The 20,863-nt window shown below is 46.3% G+C and carries 16 protein-coding genes; 3 read left to right on the top strand and 13 right to left on the bottom strand.

All coding sequences use genetic code 11. From position 1 onward, the window contains the following. Positions 1-1,266 (bottom strand): RNA-guided endonuclease InsQ/TnpB family protein (locus RIE73_RS33370; RefSeq protein ID WP_446405255.1); only part of this gene is annotated, 1,266 nt, incomplete at its 3' end. A 49-nt stretch (positions 1,267-1,315) separates the two neighbouring features. Here RIE73_RS33370 and RIE73_RS33365 point away from each other — a divergent pair. Continuing rightward, complete coding sequence (locus tag RIE73_RS33365; RefSeq protein WP_446405254.1) at positions 1,316-1,852, top strand: DMT family transporter; 537 nt, start codon at positions 1,316-1,318, stop codon at positions 1,850-1,852. Between the two features lie 335 nt (positions 1,853-2,187). Further along, positions 2,188-2,688: an orange carotenoid protein N-terminal domain-containing protein gene (locus RIE73_RS33360; protein ID WP_446405253.1), complete on the top strand. Its 501-nt coding sequence runs from the start codon at positions 2,188-2,190 to the stop codon at positions 2,686-2,688. Between the two features lie 23 nt (positions 2,689-2,711). Here the strand turns inward: RIE73_RS33360 and RIE73_RS33355 are convergent, their stop codons facing one another. The 7 genes from RIE73_RS33355 to RIE73_RS33325 form a co-directional block, all read right to left on the bottom strand. Beyond that, positions 2,712-3,029 carry a slr1957 family protein gene (locus RIE73_RS33355; protein ID WP_446405252.1) on the bottom strand — a complete coding sequence of 106 codons (318 nt, stop codon included), beginning with the start codon at positions 3,027-3,029 and terminating at the stop codon, positions 2,712-2,714. A 196-nt stretch (positions 3,030-3,225) separates the two neighbouring features. Next, positions 3,226-4,392, bottom strand: coding sequence for a pyridoxal phosphate-dependent aminotransferase (locus RIE73_RS33350; protein ID WP_446405251.1), 1,167 nt, complete (start codon positions 4,390-4,392; stop codon positions 3,226-3,228). Positions 4,393-4,715: 323 nt separating this feature from the next. Then, positions 4,716-5,432: a GTP cyclohydrolase I FolE gene (gene folE / locus RIE73_RS33345; protein ID WP_446405250.1), complete on the bottom strand. Its 717-nt coding sequence runs from the start codon at positions 5,430-5,432 to the stop codon at positions 4,716-4,718. A 58-nt stretch (positions 5,433-5,490) separates the two neighbouring features. Beyond that, complete coding sequence (locus RIE73_RS33340; protein ID WP_446405249.1) at positions 5,491-6,216, bottom strand: SDR family oxidoreductase; 726 nt, start codon at positions 6,214-6,216, stop codon at positions 5,491-5,493. Positions 6,217-6,806: 590 nt separating this feature from the next. After that, the gene (accA, locus tag RIE73_RS33335) at positions 6,807-7,784 is read right to left on the bottom strand and encodes an acetyl-CoA carboxylase carboxyl transferase subunit alpha (protein ID WP_446405248.1); all 978 of its coding nucleotides are present in this window, start codon (positions 7,782-7,784) and stop codon (positions 6,807-6,809) included. A 19-nt stretch (positions 7,785-7,803) separates the two neighbouring features. Beyond that, positions 7,804-8,826, bottom strand: a complete 1,023-nt coding sequence (locus RIE73_RS33330; protein ID WP_446405247.1) for a long-chain acyl-[acyl-carrier-protein] reductase — start codon at positions 8,824-8,826, stop codon at positions 7,804-7,806. Positions 8,827-9,107: 281 nt separating this feature from the next. Beyond that, positions 9,108-9,803, bottom strand: a complete 696-nt coding sequence (locus RIE73_RS33325) for an aldehyde oxygenase (deformylating) (protein ID WP_446405256.1) — start codon at positions 9,801-9,803, stop codon at positions 9,108-9,110. 383 nt (positions 9,804-10,186) lie between these two features. Here RIE73_RS33325 and RIE73_RS33320 point away from each other — a divergent pair, with 383 nt between their 5' ends. After that, positions 10,187-11,125 carry a hypothetical protein gene (locus tag RIE73_RS33320; RefSeq protein ID WP_446405246.1) on the top strand — a complete coding sequence of 313 codons (939 nt, stop codon included), beginning with the start codon at positions 10,187-10,189 and terminating at the stop codon, positions 11,123-11,125. A gap of 250 nt (positions 11,126-11,375) precedes the next feature. Here the strand turns inward: RIE73_RS33320 and RIE73_RS33315 are convergent, their stop codons facing one another. The 5 genes from RIE73_RS33315 to RIE73_RS33295 form a co-directional block, all read right to left on the bottom strand. Beyond that, the gene (locus tag RIE73_RS33315) at positions 11,376-13,127 is read right to left on the bottom strand and encodes a thiamine pyrophosphate-dependent enzyme (protein ID WP_446405245.1); all 1,752 of its coding nucleotides are present in this window, start codon (positions 13,125-13,127) and stop codon (positions 11,376-11,378) included. Between the two features lie 559 nt (positions 13,128-13,686). Continuing rightward, positions 13,687-14,688 (bottom strand): hydroxyacid dehydrogenase, encoded by a 1,002-nt coding sequence (locus RIE73_RS33310; protein WP_446405244.1) that lies wholly within the window; start codon positions 14,686-14,688, stop codon positions 13,687-13,689. Between the two features lie 217 nt (positions 14,689-14,905). Next, complete coding sequence (locus RIE73_RS33305; RefSeq protein WP_446405243.1) at positions 14,906-16,459, bottom strand: ATP-binding protein; 1,554 nt, start codon at positions 16,457-16,459, stop codon at positions 14,906-14,908. 124 nt (positions 16,460-16,583) lie between these two features. Beyond that, positions 16,584-17,027, bottom strand: coding sequence for a response regulator (locus tag RIE73_RS33300; protein ID WP_446405242.1), 444 nt, complete (start codon positions 17,025-17,027; stop codon positions 16,584-16,586). 221 nt (positions 17,028-17,248) lie between these two features. Further along, on the bottom strand, positions 17,249-20,686 hold the full coding sequence (locus tag RIE73_RS33295) for a PAS domain S-box protein (protein ID WP_446405241.1): 3,438 nt from the start codon (positions 20,684-20,686) through the stop codon (positions 17,249-17,251). Positions 20,687-20,863 lie beyond the last annotated feature (177 nt).

Raw genomic sequence — 20,863 nt, 5'->3', positions numbered from 1 at the left:
GTCCCTCCGTTTCATCTTCTTAGAGTTCCAGAGGAAAACCCTGGATGGCGCAGTCAAAAACGCCCTACTGACCTTGGCTAGATCAAGACCTAGCTGTATCTCTACTTTGCGGAGGATATTAGCAGCCCCGTTAGCATCGGCGTTGACAAATTCTCCGTTTTTGGTGCGGTACATTCCTCGTTTTACTCGCTTCCCGCTCGGCATCCACCCTTCCGGCTTGGAGCCGAATACAGGTAGAGGATCGTTGTCGATAAAACTAGCTTTAGAGGTATAACTTTCTTCAGTTTCTACGAACTTAATTCCATATTGTTCGCACAGTTGCTCAATCCTATTTTTGAGACGAGCGGTAGGAATTTGAACAAACTCTTGGTTGATCTTTTTTCCTAGCTCAATCCCATCTTTATTGTGTCGATTCCAACCGAAAACAACTGTTCCAATTCGATGTTGGAGACAATGGTTAACAACGACACGAGCGGCTTGGTTAACCGCGTCTCTTGCTTGCCTATTGCGCCTTTCTGTGAGAGAGGCTAATTCTTCATTCCAAAATCCTTGAGCTTTCCCCAACTTAATGGTTGCAACCCGTTTGTTGTAGAGCTGATTAAGACTCTTTAGTTTACGTCCATCAACAATAAAACTGGTTTCTACATTAGAAACGCAGGTCATCCAGTTGTCGAGTCCGGGGTCGATTCCTAGTACCCGTGAGGAGTCTACATCTGCTGTTACAGAAGGCAGGAGGTAGACAAACTCAGCATAGAAGCAACCGTTGCGGGGAAGGATTCTCAGCTCTTTAATGTCTTTGAAGTTGAGGTTAGATGGCTTATGAATAAAGAAATCTGCTATCTTGAACCATGTCTTGACTAGCGTTCCTAGCGGTATTCTGATTTGACCATCTTTAATCTTCAAAGCTTGCTTAGGATAACTAACAACAGAAAGACCGCCTTTCTTTAAATACTTAGGCAGTCTAGGATTGTCCGCTATTTTTCCTTTTCTGAACGCCTTCATTAACCCATCAAACGATTTGAAAGATTCGCTAACTGTTCTTAGCGCTTGTTGAGCTGCTTGAGAGTAGAGGGCTTGGAAGTGTTTGTTGTTTTTGTACTCCTTTTCTAAGTCATATTTACCGATAATCCGCCGACACTTAAACCAAACTTGACGAGCATAATAAATACCACAGTTCATTAAGTTATTCGCTTCGGTGCAAACAAACTCTAGAACGGCGGCTAGCTCTTGATCTGGATTTAATAGTAATTGCTGACAACCGTACAAAAATATCACCTCCTTGTTTATAATTGCATTATATCACTTGAGGAAGTTATTGCGGGATAAATCCCGCTATCTTTACGACTTGCTCGGTTTCATCCCCCGACTGAAGTGCGGGGGCTTTCACCATCGCTTATACTGTAAGGTGAAGCTACGCCAGATTCCCTTGGCTATTTTCAGCATCTATCGCATGGCAATGGCAACCTTAGTGTTCTTTGTCGTTGTCTTGATGCTGTTTGAACCCAATCATTTTATGGATGTGTTTTCGCCCTTTCTCTGGCGATGGATGTTGATTTACGGCATGGTGATTGTTGTCGGGGGTCAACTCTGTTGGTTTCGGGGGTTAAAGACAACGGGTGCAGCGGATGTTTCCTTAGCCAGTTCCTTTAGCCCCATTGCCGGAATTTTAGCGGCTTATTTTATTCTGGGGGAAGCGCCTACGATGGCGCAATATATCGGTGGGGCGGTGATTATTGGCGGTATTGTCCTCAATCAGATTGGCGTGTTTCGCAAAATGGCTGAAACAGTTACGCTGCCACCTGGGAATTCAGATAAGGAAGCGGATACAGAGGTGGGCTTTAAAGGAGTATAAACCACCTGTCGGGGATTCTTTGATGTTCGTCTAGGCGATTGAAATCGCTGCTACACAAACAAAGTCCGCCTGCGCGGACTGGGTTATAAGAGTCAGTACCATCCGTCTTAACTTAGGCTATAGGAATAATCAGGAATTCAAATCTTTACCTGGGATATGCCCTCTCCATGCCTCTCTGCCGTTACTACAGCGCTTGGAATACTGTCTTCTGAGGGTTTGTCAAGTCGTAATACCTGGGCTAAATCCCAATTGACGTAGAGTTGCAGTTTAAGTTTTATTACAATTAGAATAATTGCTTTGAACAGTTGTTAACTCATTGCTGCCCTACTTCGTTCATGATGCTGATTACAAACCAACCACTAACCTCAACTCTTGAACTCAAGCCAGCCGCTAACCAAGCGTTTAACGACTTCCAGCGCCTATCTGTTGAGGATCAGTTAGGGCTGCTATGGGGAATGTACCAAAACCTGGGCTGTTCGTTAGCGCCAACACCTGCGGGTGCGGCACGGCTATTTTTGACCCAAGGGTTACTGCATCGGATCAAGCAAATGCCTGCTGCTGAACAGTTAGCGGCGATGCAGGACTTATTACAGGAGACAGATAGCCCCATCAGTCATCAGTACGGATTGTTCACGCTGAAAACCAAACTGGCGTTTTGGACTCAGCTATTTGATTGGATGTCCACAGGTGAGGTGAGTCCAGTGGCAATCGCTTCTCCGCTTTCTTCCTCAGCCACAATATTGTTGAGAACGATCGCGTTATTGGAACTGAATGAGCAAATTTCCCTATTCCACTCGATCATTGACCAGATGGGTGTTGCACCTTTAGCCGCTTAGGAGTTTGGCGGTTGGGTATGTATCTATTCAAGTTCAACCTCTAATAGCCCAACTGTGACAGCAGCAAAGGCAAAGGCTACACCCAAAGGCATCGGCGACTGGAAATAAACGGTCAAAATCGCGGCAACAACAGTAACCAACATTGCCCCAATTGACCACCATTTTTCTTCGCCACTCCAGCCTTTTTCCGCTTTAATCCATTTCAAGGCGTCTATCGGTAGTGGTTCTGGAATTACAGCGCCCGGTGGGAACGCCCAATAGTTATTGCGCTCAACATATAAGTCTGTCCAGCCGTTCTCGTAGCACCATTCGTTTAACCAAGCTTCACAGTAATGTTTCATCGGATTTTGTTAAAATGTGTTAAATTAGTCTGCTTTACAGCCTCAATAACATTAGCAAATCTTTTTCGAGACTAAAAGAGGAATAAATACCTAATTGGTGGTTCAGGGAACAGGGAACTGCTTAACAGGTAACAGGGCAAAAGGAACAAGTACCCAAGCTAGAAAGGAGATTACCAAACAGATTGTGTATCAGACTCTAGTGCAAAATAGCTTGTAATCCTTGCACTAAGCGTTCAATACCCTCGGCGACTGTTTCTTTTTGTAGCGCCCCATAAGCAATTCGCAAATAACAGCCCTCTTCCATACCAAAGGTTGTACCCGGTAACACGGCGACGCGATGATCACGAATCAAGCGTTCGACTAACTCGACTGGGTTGATTGAGGTATTCACCTTAAGCCAGAAATAAAACGCGCCATCGGCGGGGGTGATCGCACATAATCCATCCAATCGCTGCAACGCCTCTAATACCAACTGTCGCACTGTCGCGATCGCCTGAATGTGGGGTTGGGTATAACTCAATCCCATCTGTAAGGCGGCTAAGGCGACATACTGGGAGACAACCGGAGGACAAATCAGAATCGTATCCTGAATTTTCTTGACCGCCGCCAGCAGATGCTGGGGAATCACCATGTAACCAATGCGCCAACTGGCAAAGCCATAGGTTTTCGACAGGGAATACAGGGAAATTGTATGGGAATCACTCTGGGGAAACGCCGCCGGGGAAACGTGCTTGACGCCGTTATAGGTAAAATACTCATACGCTTCATCACTAATGTGATAAATTCCTCGTTCCCGACAGAGTTCATTTACCGCCTGTAATGCTGCTTTTGAATAAACCGCCCCGGTGGGATTATTCGGCGAAATTGTCACCACGGCTTTGGTTTTCTCCGTGATGGCTTTCGCGATCGCCTGGGGACGCAGTTGATAATTCTCATCCGTTGCCACAAGTACCGGATGACAACTCGCCATGGTAATTGCCATTTCGTGGTTGAAATAGTAAGGCGTCTGAATAATAATCTCGTCTCCGGGAGTGGTAATGGCGAGAATCGCATTCATAAACGCCATGTTTGCGCCTGCGGTGACGACGATACAGTTATGTTGGTTAAGGGTAATCCGGTTATCTGTGTGCAGTTTGGCGGCAATAGTAGATAGTAACGGTGCAATTCCCTGAACCGCCTTGTACTTGTGGTTATCAGGATCAGCCAGAAATTCCGGCAATCGTGCGATCGCTTCTGGTGGGGGAGGGTAATACACGACACCCTGTCCCAAGGAAATCGTACCCGGATGACGGCGAATCAGTTCCCCAACAATGGGAATCACAGGTGACTGTACCGCTTCCATGCGAGACGTTAAGGTGGACATCGGCGACTGATAATCAAATCAATTAAGGGCGCACGTCGTTGGTTATTAGTTCAACGTTTAGATCCCCCTAAATCCCCCATGCAAAAAAAGCGAAGCATCCTCTGGCTTCCCCCTTTTGAAGGGGGACGGGAGGGGGATCTGAAGGGGGACTTTGAATAATTTATGGTTCCCCCATGGAACCAAAAGCGAAGCAACATCTGGTCTCCCCCGTGCAACAGAAGCGAAGCATCCGCTGGCTTCCCCCTTTTGAAGGGGGACGGGAGGGGGATCTAAAAGGGGGGATGCAAGGGGGATCAGGGGGACTTTAAACCATTCACCCTGAACTACATAAAACTCGGTTGATGGCGAATTAAATTGAGAAACTCCTCACGAGTTTTCTGTTCCTCTTGGAACACACCCACCATAGCGCTGGTTACTGTCCAGGAACCGGGTTTTTGTACCCCTCGCATCACCATACACATGTGAGTGGCTTCCATGACTACAGCCACTCCCTGGGGTTCTAAAATAGTTTGAATGGCTTCGGCGATCTGACGGGTTAGGCGTTCCTGAACTTGTAGCCGCCGCGCATACATTTCCACAACACGCGCTAACTTACTCAGTCCCACAACTTTCTGGTTGGGAATATAAGCAACATGCGCCCGTCCCATAAATGGCAGCATGTGGTGTTCACACAGGCTAAAGAAATTAATATCCCGTACTAACACCATTTCGTTGTGACCTTCATCAAAAATCGCCCCATTCACTAATTCTTCCAGGGACTGATTGTAGCCGCCAGTCAAGAAGCGCATGGCTTCCGCGACTCGTTTTGGGGTTTTCAGTAATCCCTCGCGTTCGGGATCTTCGCCAACGCCTAAAAGTAGCGTCCGCACCGCATCCATCATGTCTTCGGTTGAGGCTTCTCCAGGAAGCCGCAGCTGGGGTTGTTGACCATTCTGGGTATTGCGATCGGGGCGGGGTTCAACTTGAGTGGTGGAGGTATTACGAGTTACAGGTGTCATAGAGTCAGAGCGATTCAAACCATTGGAGGACGCAATAGTCATAATTGGGTAGTATTGATAATCTTGACAAAGATGGATGGGAGAGCTGGATGGTGTCGTTCTAGAGCGTTCCGGCACTGGGCATCAGCGTTAGGGAGTCGATCACAGCCGCTTGGGGCATTAAAGCGGTGTGTAGAATAGATTGGGCAACGATTTCAGGAGTTAACATGGCTGACCGATTCAGGTCGGCTTTTACGGTGTCTGTATCCCAGATTGGTGTATTCACTGCCCCCGGACATACAGTCACCACCCGGATACCATGGGCGCGTTCTTCAGCCGCTAGGGTTTTGGATAGGGCAATCAACCCAGCTTTGCTGACGTTGTAGGCACCCCAACCGGGAAACGGTTGCTGACCCGCAATGGATGCCACGTTAATAATTGTGCCGTGTTGCTGCTGACGCATGGTGGGTAAAACACCAAGAATGCATTGCCATACGCTGGTAAGATTGAGATCCATAACCTGCTGCCAGTCCGCTAAGGGAGTTTCCGTCAACGTCCCGGTATAGCCCATACCCGCATTGTTGACCAAAATATCCAGGGAGGCAAATTCAGCCGCGATCGCTGCGATCTTGGTTTTGACCTGATCGAGTTGACTCAGATCCAGGTGATAGGATTGAGCATTGACTCCAGCTTCTCGGGCGGCGGTGGCTACTGCCTCTAATTTTTCCTGGGAACGGCTGACTAATGCCAGATCCATTCCGGCTTTGGCAAAGGCTAACGCTGTCGCTTTGCCAATACCACTACTTGCGCCAGTAATCAAGGCACGTTTTTTAACGGAAGATGTCATAAAATTTTCCAACTTGGATGCGGTAAGGGTTCCTTAGTTAACTCATAAGGATCTAACGGGAAGAAAGAGTCCGCCGACAAACATTTGAATTAAGTGACAGCGAATCATTTCTGGCGGCTACATTCTCACTAAAAAACCCTGGATACACCAGTTTTCCTCTGTTTGACCTACATTTATCCCCGATGGAAGGGAGACTAGGGAAGACAATGGTATACCTCATGCGATCGCCAACCGCTATAGTAAGCGGCTAATGGTTGTAATCTGAGTAATTGATTCAACGACAGCCGCCGATAGACAATATCGAACACAACAAACGTTCTCCGAGTTTCTTGGTCTCACAGACACTAAACAATAAAGTTTGACGGTTAATCCCGAATGGCTAGGTTGAGACTTGGATCAAACTAGGGTTGACTTGTCGATGGATTAACGTCCTGACGCTAGGTTGTGAAGAATTGTTACAAATCTGATTATACGACTATCTGGGTTCCATTGACAAAAGGCTCAAGATAGGAAGGATAATTCAGCCCTTATCCTTCTTGCTTAAGTTGGATGCCAAATTCCCCTTAGTTATTGTAACGCTCAAACCGTCTTCAGGCATGTAGCTCAGTAAAAACACCAATATGGCGAAACTTCTGATAGCGTAACTCCCGACGTTCCTTGGGACTCAGCCGAGACAAGTCTTCCAGGTTTTGCAGGAGGGCAGCTTTAAGGGTGGCGGCGGCGGTTAAGGGGTCAGAATGAGCGCTGCCTAAGGGTTCTGGCACTAATTGATCCAAAATGCCTAAATCTTTGAGATCCCAAGCCGTTATCCGTAGCGCTGCGGCGGCTTGGGGGGCTTTTGCCGCATCTTTCCAGAGAATCGCGGCACAGGCTTCGGGAGTAGCCACCGTATAAACCGCTTGTTCGAGCATGAGAATGCGATCGCCTACGCCAATCCCCAAAGCACCCCCCGATCCGCCTTCACCAATCACCGTACAGATAATCGGCACATCCAGGCGAAACATTTCCCGCAGATTATAGGCGATCGCTTCCCCTTGACCTAATTTTTCCGCATCAACACCTGCCCAAGCCCCTGGCGTATCAATAAAGGTTAAAATCGGCATACCAAAGCGATTCCCATGATCCATCAGCCGCATCGCCTTACGGTAGCCACCGGGCGACGCCATACCAAAGTTCCGCGCCACATTATCTTTGGTATCCCGCCCCTTCTGATGCCCTAACATCACCACTGGACGCCCCCCTAAACGCCCAATTCCAGCAACTAATGCCGGATCATCATAGCCACTGCGATCGCCGTGTAACTCCATCCATTCATCACTAATCGCCTGAATATAATCCAGCGTACTCGGACGTCGAGGATGACGGGCTAACTGAAGCCGTTGGGCTGGCGATAAACTACTAAAAATTTCTTGACGTAGTTGTACCGCCCGTGCTTCTAACTGACGAATTTGGTCAGATACATCAACATTGTTTTCCTGGGCGAGTTCGCGAATTTGGTTAATTCGGGTCTCTAATTCATAAAGGGGCTTCTCAAAGTCCAGCAGAAAAATCCGGTTTGCAGTGGTCATGGGTCAGTCGTTTTATCCCTTAAACGTTCAGCAGAGGTCTAAATCCATGTTTAATTGACACCTGTCCAATTTTTTCCATCTTTTCTACCGTAATCTGATTCCGTCCCCAAGAAAAGTTGGTATACCATTTTTCAAATTCTAAGAGCATCGACTCGGCGAAGCAGGCAAATAGCTGACGCCCTGGATCTTTCATTTCCACGATTTGCATAATTTTCCAGTCGATATCCAACGAATGCTCAACAATGCCTCCATTGAGAACATAAATGTCGGGATGTTGTAACTTAGTGGCTAAATTCTTGGGATACCCCCCATCAATCAGCAGACAGGGCTTCTTTAACACCGACGGATCAATGTCAATGCCCTTGGACATGCTCGCCACCCAGACAATAACATCCGCTTGGGGTAGCGCCTCCTCCAATCCCATAATTTTGCCGCGCCCTAATTGATCTTGTAAGGCTTGCAATCGTTCCTGGTTACGGGCGGTTAAGAGAATCTCGGCAACATCGGTGCGGGTATTGAGCCAACGACAAACGGCACTCCCAATATCGCCGGTTGCCCCACAAACTGCCACGGTAGATTTTGACAGGTCAATCCCTAGCTTTTTCGCTCCTTGTTCGACTTGGGCGCAGAGGATATATGCCGTGTGGGTGTTGCCTGTGGTAAAGCGCTCAAACTCTAGCTTGATATTGCGAACCTGGCTTTTCTCATACAAGTGGAATTCTTCAAAAATAATTGACGAAAAGCCACCTAATGCGGTAATTTCAATTCCATTTTTCTGGGCATGAGCCATCGCATTGAGAACTTTACGGATCGCGGCTTTGATCCGGCGCGTGGCTAGCATTTCTGGCAAAAAGCATGATTCTACATAGCGTCCTTCTATCGTCTCCCCGGTTAGGCTAGTCACCTTAATGGTGTCCACGATTTGGGGAGGGGCGCTGCACCAAAAATCTAACCCTTGGTCAGCATATTCTGGGTAGCCTAGATCTCTGGCGACGGCTTGGGCGTGTTGCAAACTGGTGAGGTGACCGATAAGACCAAACATTTACTGCTCGCTGGTAAGGCTGTTAATCAGGGGAAAATGGGAAATTAGGGTAAGAATTTGTTAAGGACATTTAAAAATATTATCAGGAAGATAGGGAAGATGGGGGTGATGGTTTAAGTTTTGACCCTTCGCTTTGCTTGAGGGCATAGCGCGTGATGTTTGTAGGGGCGGGTTTCACTACTATCGTTTCTTGCCTCACCCGGATGTGACTAAACCCGCCCTGACTGAGGTGTAGAGACGTAGCATGCTACGTCTCTACATTCGACGATTACTAGGTTGAGCTAGGCGGCTGTCAATCCGTAGGCGGACATCCGCATGATGTCACGGGTGGTAAAGCCGATATTGCTGAGGGCTTCACCGTAGGCGATCATGAAGTCTTCGACGAGGGCATCTTTTTCCATTCCCAGGATATGAGCATCCTTCTCAACTTGGTTGAGCATCCGCCAAACCAGGGGCAAGTTTTGCTTATTAGCTTGTTCGAGTTCGGTTTTCGAGGCTTCAAAGTTCTCCTTGAGCCATTCTTCGCCAAAATTCAGGTGGGTGTACTCGTCTTTGACCACACCTTCGGTGATTTTTCGGGCAAAGGGATCAGCGACGGGAATGTAAATGTTGTACGCAGCGATCGCGAAACATTCAATAATCAGCGATTGAATCAGCAAGCAGGTGACGATATTACCTGAGGCGGCGGCGGTTTGGAAGTTTTGGTGTAAATCGCTGAAATACTCCTTGGCAAACTCCATATCCGCTGTGACACTCAAGTTTCGACCACAGGCTTGAAACCCCTTCTTATGGCGGTTTTCCATCTTCGCTAGGCTGGTTAGCTCATCCTTTTGGTCGGGTAGCAGTTCAGCCAGTTGGATGTAATTATCATAAGCTTCTTGTTCCCCTTCGATCACGATCGCGTTGATGCGGCTATAGGCGTCCTTGTATGTTTCACTGTTGAAATCTAGCTCTTGACTGACTGTAAGCTGCTGCATCAGTAGATTTTCTCCTGTTTGCATGAGTAGACGTGTTTCAAAAAAGCTTTGAACCTAATCCTAGACCGTTGGCTCAAAACCGCTATATAAAACTTAACCCATCAATGATATATGGTGAGCGGTATTGGCGAATAGTGCTTTAGACAGAAAATTCTCGGCTCAATCATCAGTATTTATTTATCAAAAGCATAGGATTAACCAACGATAACTGTCTAAATGGTTACAGATTGTATTCTTCGTCATTTATCTTATGTCATTTGTCCTTGGTTACTTCTGTTCTCCCTGCTCCCTCTGCTCCCCCAGCTTCCCCTGCTCCCCATCACGACGGAACGAAACGCTAGAATGTGGAGTCGAATGGTCATTCATCCCTTACTTGCTTATCCATGTTTGATTGGGTCTGGTTATCTCGCGTCGCAGGGCTAGGATTAGTAGGAACCGCTGCTGGCTCTGCCTTATTCTTTGGTATATTAGGGCGAACCGTCTTCTTGGAACCCAATACTCGTCACCTGAACTCAGAAGCCGCGATCGCACCGGGTAAGACTCAAGCTGTAACCTTACCCCCGCAACCGTTACCCTTGCTAACCTTGCCAAAATCCCCTCCCGCCTCTGAAGTATCCCAGAAATCTCTTCCGGTTCTCTCGCGTCCATTCGATCTCAAACAAAGCCTCAGCACCTATCAGCCTCTGTTTGCGGCACCAACCTCTTTAGGGATGGTGGCTATTGGGGTAGCGGAGGGAAATTATCGCCTGTTTATTGAAAATGGCGAACTTTACGTCCAGCAAACTCGGTTCTACTTTGGACATACTGATCCGGGTAACTTATCCTGGGGAGATGTGGTCACAAATTATGGACCCTGTAGTGATCAAGGACGCAGTGGTGGAGATATTGCCTTAGCCGAACAACTGTGTTTAGAGCGATCGCGATCGCGACTCCCCACTCATCTAGTTGATTTGAATGCAGCGGGTATCGACCCACAACGGGATTTAGAGGCTTTACTCAATGTCGCTGATTTATATAATCAGGCAACGCCTATCCATTCTCGCCACTTTCCCCATGCCCTCGCCATCGCCAAAAAAGGCGGCTTAAAGGGAATTGATGCCCTCGCCTGGGCAAGAACAGCATCCTTTTACCTCAATGTCAATAACGAGTTGGATTTAGAGACAGGTTCCAACAAAGCCACAGGACTCTTAGGCATCTGCGCCAGAGAAAACCTACCCATAACTGAATGGGACTGTGTTTACAAAGATCAATTGCGACGAGTCAAAGCCATTGCCTCTGTAGTTGATAAATATCGCCAAATCTACCAATCAAAAACTAATTAAGGAATCGTTACGCACTAGAGTTTAGACTAAGACAATTAATTCCATCACACAAGAAGCACTACCAGAAAAATGTAGGTCTTTCCACCTTCGTACACGAAGCCGCCCTAACTGGGCATCGTCAACCTCAATAGATTCAGTCGCTTCCCATTAGTTTTACATCTCAAATGTAAACGCTATATAACCTCTCAACACAACCCGCCCTGATCCAGTGTGAGAATTTTTGGACAAATAACAAATGACATAAGACAAACTAGAGAAGTTCTCTTACCTTATCCGACAAAACGGTCAGCGCAATCTTCTCGCGATTAGGTTCTCCTCGGGCAAGGGATTCAGCCAACTTACTTGCTTGATCCAGGCTGATTTTGCCCGGAAACGGCGGTTCATACGGATCAACGATCGCTTCCACAATCACCGGACCCGGTGTATTTAATGCTTCCTCTAAAATATCGCCACATTGGGCGGGATCATCAATGGTGAAGCCAACTCCACCACACGCCCGGGCAAAGGCAGCATAATCAATCGGTTGCAATTCACAGCCATATTCGGGATTCCCTAGGAAAACCATTTGCTCCCATTTAATCTGACCCAATGTATTATTCTTAATGATAATAATTTTGATCGGGAGCTGATACTTGACACAGGTGGCAAACTCTGGCATCAACATGGAAAAGCCACCATCGCCCACAAACGCCACACACTGACGGTCAGGATAGGCAATTTGGGCGGCGATCGCGTATGTTAAACCACAAGCCATGGATGCCATGGTTCCGGATACGGAGAACATTTGCCCCTGCTTGACGGGAATGTAACGGGCTGACCAAGTGGTAATTGTACCCGAATCGGCGGAAATAATCGCCGTATCCGATAACTGTTTACCCAACTCCCAAGCGACGACTTGCGGTTTCATCGGCTGATCTTGGCGAGTCCCCCGTTCTTCCATTAACTCCCACCATTTTTGGGTTTTCTCCTGCGCCTTCTCTAGGAAACTCCGGTCTTCCTTACGGTCTAGCATGGGTAGCAGGGCGCTAATCGTGCGACGCGAGTCACTCACCAAACCCACTTCCACCGGGTAGCGCAAGCCAATATGCATGGGTTCGAGATCGATCTGAACTGCCCGCGCTTGACCGGGTTTAGGCAGAAACTCCATATAGGGAAATGTCGTTCCTACCATCAGCAGGGTATCGCACTCTTCCATCACTTCCTGGGAGGGTAGGGTGCCAATCAAACCCAATCCACCTGTAGTATAGGGGTTGCGATCAGGAACCACGGTTTTCCCTAATAAGGCTTTCACAATCGGTGCGCCTAGCGTCTCAGCCAGTTGTTCCAATTCATCCTTTGACCCTAACGCACCGCGACCGGCTAAAATTGCCACCTTCTGACCCCTGTTGAGAATATCGGCAGCCCGTTGTAAATCCTCTTCTGCCGGGAGTCCCGCACTGCGGGCGTAGACTTCGGAAGAGTGATGGAGAACATTACGGCGTGAACTTTTTTCCGGCGCACTTTGGGATTGAAAGTCAATGGGAAATGTGATATGTGCCACACCATGATGCTGGAGAGCCGCACGACAGGCGAGATTGGTGATACCTTCAACATGGGCAGAACCCATCACCCGCGTATTATAAATCGCCACATCCATGAACACCTTGTCCAGGTCTACATCTTGCTGGGAATGGGTGTTAATCAGATCATGGTAATGGTGACCTGTAATCGCCAGCACAGGTTGACCATCCATCTTGGCGTCATAAAGACCATTGAGCAAATGTAGACCTCCAGGACCCGATGTGGCAAGGCAAACGCCTAACTTGCCCGTATATTTTGCATAGGCACAAGCCATAAACGCGGCGCTTTCTTCATGGCGTACCTGAATAAAGCGGATTTGGTCTTGGCGTTTGCGTAGGGCTTCCATGATGCCATTAATGCCATCACCTGGCATGCCAAAAATGACGTCAACGCCCCAACTTTGCAGGGTTTCAATCAATACATCAGATGCGGTAACTGTCATAATTAATTGGTTTGTACTATACTCCTCTTTTCATACCCATTTCGTCTGGGCATCCATGGTTTTGGCAATGGGAAAATCGGTGTCCAATAAAGCCATGTTGGATATCCGAAGTGTCCCACTCGATTATCCGTTTGATTGCCAAAGCAATTTTGCTAATGATATTCGATTTTAATTTCCCAGCTTATCTATCTAAAGGTTTAAACTCACATTTTGTATTTCAACTTGAAGTGTGTTTTGTAGTACAATGAGTGATGGTAATTCCAGCCAAATAATAACTGGAAAAACCCTGAAAATGATAATCACTCTCGCTTCGGCTATCTGTAGTAGTACATCTGAATAAAAATAAACATCAAGCTTAATCCTGTAAGAGTTTTAGTGCTAATCTGCCAATTTTATCATCATTAATGTCGCTGGCTTGGTGACACAAACGATCAAGAATCCTAAAACAATACCACAATACTTAGGGACGGATTAAAATCACGTCCCTTCATGTCTTTCTACAAAGTTCAGTTCTCAATAAACATTTGCAATGAGCTGTCCGCCCTGTAAACACCATCCATTACGCGACAACGTTTTGAGGATTGCCTTCGGCAAATGTGTCAATATTTTCAACTGTTGTATCTATAATCCGCTGAACAGCTTCCCTGGTATTAAAAGCACTGTGAGGAGTAACAATCACATTCCGTAAACGCAGTAAAACATGATCCGCCAGTAAGGTTTCTAAATCGTGCTGTTTGCGATAAACCGATCGCAAGAGTTCGGCTTCCTCACGCATTACAGGTTCTTCGGGTAGTACATCCAAACCAGCCGCAGCCACTTTTCCCTCAGCCAACGCCTGCAATAGGGCATTGATATCAACTATAGGTCCACGAGAGGTATTAATTAAAATAACACCATCTTTCATCGCGTCAAATTGTTCAGTAGAAATGAGATGATGAGTTTTCGGATTGGCGGGAACATGTAAGGTGACAATATCGGCAGCAGATAAGACGTCTTTCATCTCAGCATACCGAAACCCCAGCCGCGACGCCAATTCTTCTTTTGGCTTCACATCAAATGCCACAACCTCCATGCGAAACCCCTTGGCAATTTCAATCACGCATTGTCCAATATTTCCTGTACCAATTACACCTAAGGTTTTACCTCGCAAGTCGAAGCCTTGAAGCCCGACCTGGGAAAAATCACCTTTGCGAGTGCGATCAGTCGCCTCAATTAAATTATGGCTAAGGGCTAATAGCAGTGCAAAAACATGTTCAGCGACAGTATTCTCACCGTAGGTGGGTACGTTGCAGACTTTTATGCCATGGTCTTGGCAATAGTCAGTATCAATGTGGTCAAAGCCTGTTGATCGCGTGGCGATCATTTGCAGATTGTTGAATTGTTTTAAAACATCTGTACTTAAATCTGAGTAGATAAACGTGGAAATAATATCGGCATCTGCATAGTGGCTAGCGTTGTCTGTAGTTAGTGACTGCTCCACACATTCAACTTGATGGAAGGGACTCAGTTTTTGAAAGATATCCTGTTCCCAGGATTCAACATTGAAAGCAATGATTTTCATAATTTTACCTTCTATTGCTTAAGTTGGCTTTTGGGGATGAATTCATGAGATGAGATATTGATGCTCTATTATCTTCAACTTTTGGCTGTATGGTTTCTATCTCAGGGTATAAACTTCCCTAGAGGATGACGAAGGGCGGGTTTTGTTGAGAGGTTATCGGTGAGTATCAAAATTAAATGGCTAAACCCGCCCCTACAATTACTACTTTTTGTGACTGTTAACTGGGGGTAGACAAACCGACGCTCTCAGCGTCTGCTTGAGGTTTGAGCGGTAGCTCTACGGTAAAAGTAGCTCCTTTTCCCTCGCCATCACTTTCGCACCACACAGTTCCCCCATGCAGTTCAACCAAGTGACGCACAATTGCTAATCCTAATCCTAGTCCGCCATGGGAACGAGTTATTGAGCCTTCGGCTTGGCGAAAGCGGTCAAAAATGTAAGGCGCAATGTCAACTGATATCCCCTTACCCGTGTCTTGCACCCGAATTTGTACCGCATTTTCTAACCATTCCAAATAAATCTTGACTTGTCCGTGAGTTGGGGTAAACTTAATCGCATTCGACAACAGATTCCATACAATTTGTTGTAAGCGATCGCTATCCCCCTCGATTACCGTCTGGCTTGGTTCTAAAAATGAGTCAATCTGAATACTTTTAGCGTCAGCGGCGGGTTGTAAGGTATCAATTGCGGCGTTGATAACCTGCTGCAAGTCAACCGGGATCACAGTTAAGCGTAAGTTACCGCGAATAATCCGCGACACATCCAGCAAGTCATCAATAAGCTGGGCTTGAGACTTAGCATTGCGTTCAATTACTTCTAACGCCCGCTCAAGCTTGTCTGAACTCAACTGCTTTCTCCGCAAGAGTCCCGCCCATCCTAGTATTGCATTCAGGGGCGTTCTCAATTCATGGGATAGGGTGGCTAAAAATTCATCTTTTAAGCGATTCGCGGTTTCGGCTTCAGCCCGGGCGGCTTGTTCACTCTTGAGCAATTGAGTCCGTTCTGCTTCCACTTGCTTGCGCTGGGTAACATCTTCAATCGCGCCTTCATAATACATAACTTCGCCCTGAGCATTACGAATAGCACGAGCATTATAGCGTACCCAAATCATAGTATTATCACACCGACGCATCGGTATTTCCAAGTCTCGTACTACTCCTTCGCAGTCTATCTGACTTTGCCATAAACGATTGGCTTGGGTATCAACAAGGTGCTTGGATATATTTGTGTCCAGCAAGGCTTGTAGACTGGGATATCCTAACAGTTGCAACAGGGTTGGATTGGCTTCAATAATTTGACCCGTTGGTGTCATCCGGTAAAGTCCAATGGGTACGCTTTCAAAGAGTTGTTGATATCGTTGTTGCATCTCTTTGAAGGCTTGATGTTGCTTAGATCGCTCCCAGGCTGCTCGCACGGCGGCGGCAAGACGAGTATAATGTCGAGGGGATTTAATAATATAATCGTCCAGTCCTGACTTCATCGCTTCGACAGCAACTTCTTCGTTTCCTGTCCCGGTAAACATGACTACAGGGCAATCTGGATACTGCTGTTTGACTTGGTGGAGTACGTTTAAACCATTGCTCCAACGTAAGCTATAATCGGTGATGACGATATCAAACTTTTGCTCGGCTAATGCCTGTTTGAGTTGGCTGATATCAGTAATCTCTTGAGACTGTAAATGGTCAAACTCCTGCTCTAGTCGGCGTAGCGCTAATATGCGATCGTCGGGGTTATCGTCAATGAGCAGGATTCTTACGGGATTGTCATTTGTCATTTTTCAGGGAATAGGGAACAGGGAATAGGGAACAGGGAATAGGGAACAGGGAATAGGGAACAGGGAATAGGGAACAGGGAATAGGGAACAGGGAATAGGGAACAGGGAATAGAGAATTTATAATTCAGACTAACGGTTTTTCGTTGAACATTAACCAATATAGGTCAAGAGTACGAATCATTTCTAAAAAATCATGAAAGTTTACAGGTTTCACTAAATAAGAATTTGCGCCCATATCATACGCTTTATTAATGTCCGGCGTTTCTCTGGATGCCGTTAATACCACAACTAATAGACGTTTTAACTGAGATTGCTGTCGAATCCAAGCTAAAACTTCTAGACCAGATTTACGAGGTAGTTTTAAATCGAGTAAGATAAGAGTTGGAATAGGATGGGATTTTAGGTTATTATACGGTGCTTTGCGATCTAGGTAACTGATTGCCTCTTCTCCATTTGTGACAACTTGCAATGAATGAGGTAAATCGAGGCGTTTAAATGCACGCTGAATTAAAAAAACGTCATTATCATCATCTTCAACGAGTAAAATATCGGCAGGTTTGCTACTCATAATCTTCTCCATAAAACTTACTCAAAACCTCACATACTGAGGGGAACAGGTTTCGTCACTTAAGTAGGTTGGTGGAAATAAACTTAACTAGATTAAGTTATGTAAACAAGCCTCAAACCCTTACTGTTCCCTGTTCCCTGTTCCCTAATCTCCACCGCTAACTTTAATTGTGTCCACCTACTTATTGGTTTACAGCCAAACCTGATCGGTCAAAATCGCCCCTATTCCATAATAGAGATGTCATGACACGTCTCTACTTTTTGCGCCTCAATCCAAAATCGGCTTCCCTGATGGAGTGATGATTCAACGCCCGAACGCCCTCCTAGACGTTCCATACCCTTACGGACAAGGGCTAAACCAATACCACTACCGGGATAGTGTTCACGACCATGTAAGCGTTCAAATACCAGAAAAATCTTGTCTTGGTATTCCGGTTCAATGCCAATTCCATTATCCTTGATCCAGAGTCGTATCCATGTACTACCATTAACGTCTTTTCGTTCTTCTGCCCACACCTGTATCTGAGGCTGTACTTTTTCCGGGACAAACTTGATCGCATTAGCCATCAAATTTGATACAACTTGCATAAGTGTAGCACGATGACCCAAAACCTCTGGTAGAGGGATGACCCCTTTCTCGGCTACCTTAATTTGGGTATTTGTGTTTTTAATCAGTTCCTGGAGTTGGAAGAGGACTTCTGACACAATGGAGTCTAAACTAATCGGTTTTAGGGGAAATTCTAGACGCCCTAAGCGACTATATTCGAGTAAATCTTGGATCATTGTATCCAAACGCTGGGCAGCCGTAGTAATCCGTTGAGTATAGTCTAAACCGATTGAATCTAATTGGGAACCACAGTCTTCAACTAAGGCATTAGCAAACCCTTGCATTGCCCGTAACGGCGCTCTGAGATCGTGGGAAACGGTGTAGGAAAATGCTTCGAGTTCCGCATTGGTGGCTTGCAATTCCTGAGTTCGTTCAGTGATCCGTTCTTCGAGTTCGATGGTGTAGCGTTTAAGCTGCTGTTGTAATCGGGATTGAGCGATCGCGATCGCGAGTTGATTTGCCACTTCTTGGACAATCGTTCTATATTCCTCATTATCGTCATTTTCTCCCTGACAGTCTAGGTTGATTGTCCCGATTAATTCCTGCTTACTTCTGAGTGGAATAATCTGGAAACAGTTCGCGTTTCTTGAGAGCAATGCTTGGACAATAGGTCGCAATAAATTCACCGTTTCTGACGGTTTAAGTTGATGAATTTTACCGTCATTTAATTGGGCAATTTCTTCGGTAAAATGTTTTATGTCAATTGTTGTTCCAGCTAGGGTTTCCATCTCACCGTCAGTGGCGAGGATCGTGGCTTGCGACGAGTCCCAATCAAACACCACGACACTCAGATGACGACACGATAGCAGGGATGTTAAACCTGTTAACGCCACTTGCGCGATCGCCGGCGGCGGTTGTTCAGCGAGAATGGCTTGGTCAAGGGTTTGTAAGGTTTGCAGGCGGTCAATCGTTTGTCGCAATTGAATTTCAAGCTGCTTGCGCTGAGTAATGTCAAAGGTAAAGCCGAGGATTTGCACAATTTGCCCTAACTCGTTCAACATCGGCACATACTTAATTACGGTGGTGAAGGGGTTAGTATTCGGTAAGGTAATTGTGGCTTCTACCATCTGGGGAGTGCGGGTTTTTATCACCCGCTTGAGTGTGGGTAAATACGGATCAGTAACCTCCGGCGACCAAATTTCTTCATCCCTGTATCCCAGATAATCCGTTAATGATTTGCCTGTGCGCTCAAGGGTTGTCGTATTCACAAAAATAAACCGTCGTTGAGCATCATAGATGACCAACATATCCGGACTATGATTTACCGCTAACCGGAATCGTTGTTCACTCTGACGCAGGGCTTTCTCAGTGCGTTTGTATGCGCTAATATTATGATTAACTTCTAAGATAGCTAAGGGGTTACCTTGATGATCTTGCTGTAATGTCCAACGACTCGCCACGGTAATTTGAGTCCCATCCTGTGTCGTTTGAATTAACTCACCGGGCCAATATTCTTGATGCCATAATTGAGCCTGAATGTCGCTTAACGCCTGGGGAAAAATCGTGTGCAGCAATTGGTGAGCATTTTGTCCAATAGCGTCCTGACTACTCCAACCATACAAACGTTGCGCTCCCTGATTCCAGTAGGTAATTCTGCCCTCCAGATCCCGCACGATAATCGCATCATTGGCTAAATCCAGTAGTTGAGCTTGTTGGCGCAGTCGTTCTAGGGCTAATTTTTGGGCGGTGACATCGGTTTGTACTCCCAGAAAGTGAGTCAATTTTCCCTGGGAATTTCGCACGGGTGAGATATAGAGATCGTTCCAAAACACAGAACCATCTTTACGATAGTTCCGCAAGGTTACTTTACACTCTCTTTCAGTGGTAATCGCCTGTCGTAATTCCTCAAGTTGGACTTGATTGGAGTCATCTCCATGCAAGAAACGACAGTTACGACCGAGTATTTCTGAGGCGCTGTAACCTGTGAGTCGTTCAAACCCAGAATTGACAAAAATAATCGGGTTATCCGGTTGATGAGGATCACTAATTAAAATGCCATTGCTACTCGCATTAACCGCACTCTCCAATATCCGCAATCGTTCCCCTTGTTGACAACGGTCAATTGCTGCACCGAGAATATTCGCGATCGCCTGCAAAAAGTTAATGTCATCTTGACTAAACTGGCGGCAACCTGTACTATGAATGCCTAAAATACCAAAGGGTTGACTATCGGGGGTGGGCATCGTATCCCAATGTTTAAGAGTCCCAGGCTTCGCCAATGAGAGTCCCGGAATAATCACACTCATCCCACTGACAACCCCATGGTCACGTAATAGAGGTGGAGCCGAAAATCGCGATTCTGTTCGCAAATCTTCGACCACGATTGCTTCTTGAGACAGGAGAGTATAGCCGGCTTGAGAATTGGTTTCCGTATCCACAGTAGCTTGACCGACTAAGCCAACCTGCCAACCTACACCCGCCCGTAACAATAAGGCTTTACCATGAGGAAGTAATTCCAGGACTTTGGCATAGTCTACGTCGAGAGTTTTTGCCAAAAGAGTCACCGCACAATTCATTAACGAATCAATGTCAATCCCCCTTAAGGCATATTGACTAAACCGCACAATTGTTGTTTGCTGAGTGACCCTAGCTTGGAGTGTCGCGATCAGTTGCAGGTTCTGGGAAATGGTGATCGGTGGAGTCGCTTCTAGCCCAAAAGATTGAGACTTTAGCTTAGGCGCTAACGCAGAACGAACGGCTGTCACCAATTTTTTATAATGGGACGGCGATTTGATAATATAGTCATCTATACCCGCTTTCATTGCCATTACAGCGAGTTCTACACTGTCTTGACTGGTGAACATAATAAATGGACAAGTGGGTTGCAGGCGTTTAACCTGCTTAAAGACCGCTATACCTGTTGTCCAAGGAAGTTCATCGTCCGCGATCGCGATATCGAAATGACCGTCTAAAAGTACCTGATTTAGGTCTTTAGCATTGGTCGGCTGGGCGACGTGCAGTGCGGAAAACTCTTGCTGCAATTGACGAATGATTAAGGCTCGTTCATCTGGGTCCTCATCAATGAGGAGCAGATGCACAGGAGTGTTAATCACAATTTGCCAAGTTTATTTAGAGTAGAGACGTACCATGGCACGTCTGGGAGCAGGAGAGATATATTACATATTACTATAGAAGAATCCTGTTGCCACTGGAAACTAAAGAGACTCTCATCACCATATCGCATTATCATCCACCCGATCTCTGACTTTTGGAAGAAGTTGGGACTTTAA

It is taken from the genome of Coleofasciculus sp. C1-SOL-03 (assembly GCF_040220555.1).
Taxonomy (GTDB): domain Bacteria; phylum Cyanobacteriota; class Cyanobacteriia; order Cyanobacteriales; family Coleofasciculaceae; genus Coleofasciculus.
This window is presented reverse-complemented; position numbering and strand designations above follow the sequence as displayed.

Coding starts and splice junctions, on each gene's coding strand:
- RIE73_RS33360 (WP_446405253.1), top strand. CDS start 2,188: ATGATGCTGATTACAAACCAACCACTAACCTCAACTCTTGAACTCAAG.
- RIE73_RS33355 (WP_446405252.1), bottom strand. CDS start 3,029: ATGAAACATTACTGTGAAGCTTGGTTAAACGAATGGTGCTACGAGAAC.
- RIE73_RS33350 (WP_446405251.1), bottom strand. CDS start 4,392: ATGTCCACCTTAACGTCTCGCATGGAAGCGGTACAGTCACCTGTGATT.
- folE (WP_446405250.1), bottom strand. CDS start 5,432: ATGACTATTGCGTCCTCCAATGGTTTGAATCGCTCTGACTCTATGACA.
- RIE73_RS33340 (WP_446405249.1), bottom strand. CDS start 6,216: ATGACATCTTCCGTTAAAAAACGTGCCTTGATTACTGGCGCAAGTAGT.
- accA (WP_446405248.1), bottom strand. CDS start 7,784: ATGACCACTGCAAACCGGATTTTTCTGCTGGACTTTGAGAAGCCCCTT.
- RIE73_RS33330 (WP_446405247.1), bottom strand. CDS start 8,826: ATGTTTGGTCTTATCGGTCACCTCACCAGTTTGCAACACGCCCAAGCC.
- RIE73_RS33325 (WP_446405256.1), bottom strand. CDS start 9,803: ATGCAGCAGCTTACAGTCAGTCAAGAGCTAGATTTCAACAGTGAAACA.
- RIE73_RS33320 (WP_446405246.1), top strand. CDS start 10,187: ATGTTTGATTGGGTCTGGTTATCTCGCGTCGCAGGGCTAGGATTAGTA.
- RIE73_RS33315 (WP_446405245.1), bottom strand. CDS start 13,127: ATGACAGTTACCGCATCTGATGTATTGATTGAAACCCTGCAAAGTTGG.
- RIE73_RS33310 (WP_446405244.1), bottom strand. CDS start 14,688: ATGAAAATCATTGCTTTCAATGTTGAATCCTGGGAACAGGATATCTTT.
- RIE73_RS33305 (WP_446405243.1), bottom strand. CDS start 16,459: ATGACAAATGACAATCCCGTAAGAATCCTGCTCATTGACGATAACCCC.
- RIE73_RS33300 (WP_446405242.1), bottom strand. CDS start 17,027: ATGAGTAGCAAACCTGCCGATATTTTACTCGTTGAAGATGATGATAAT.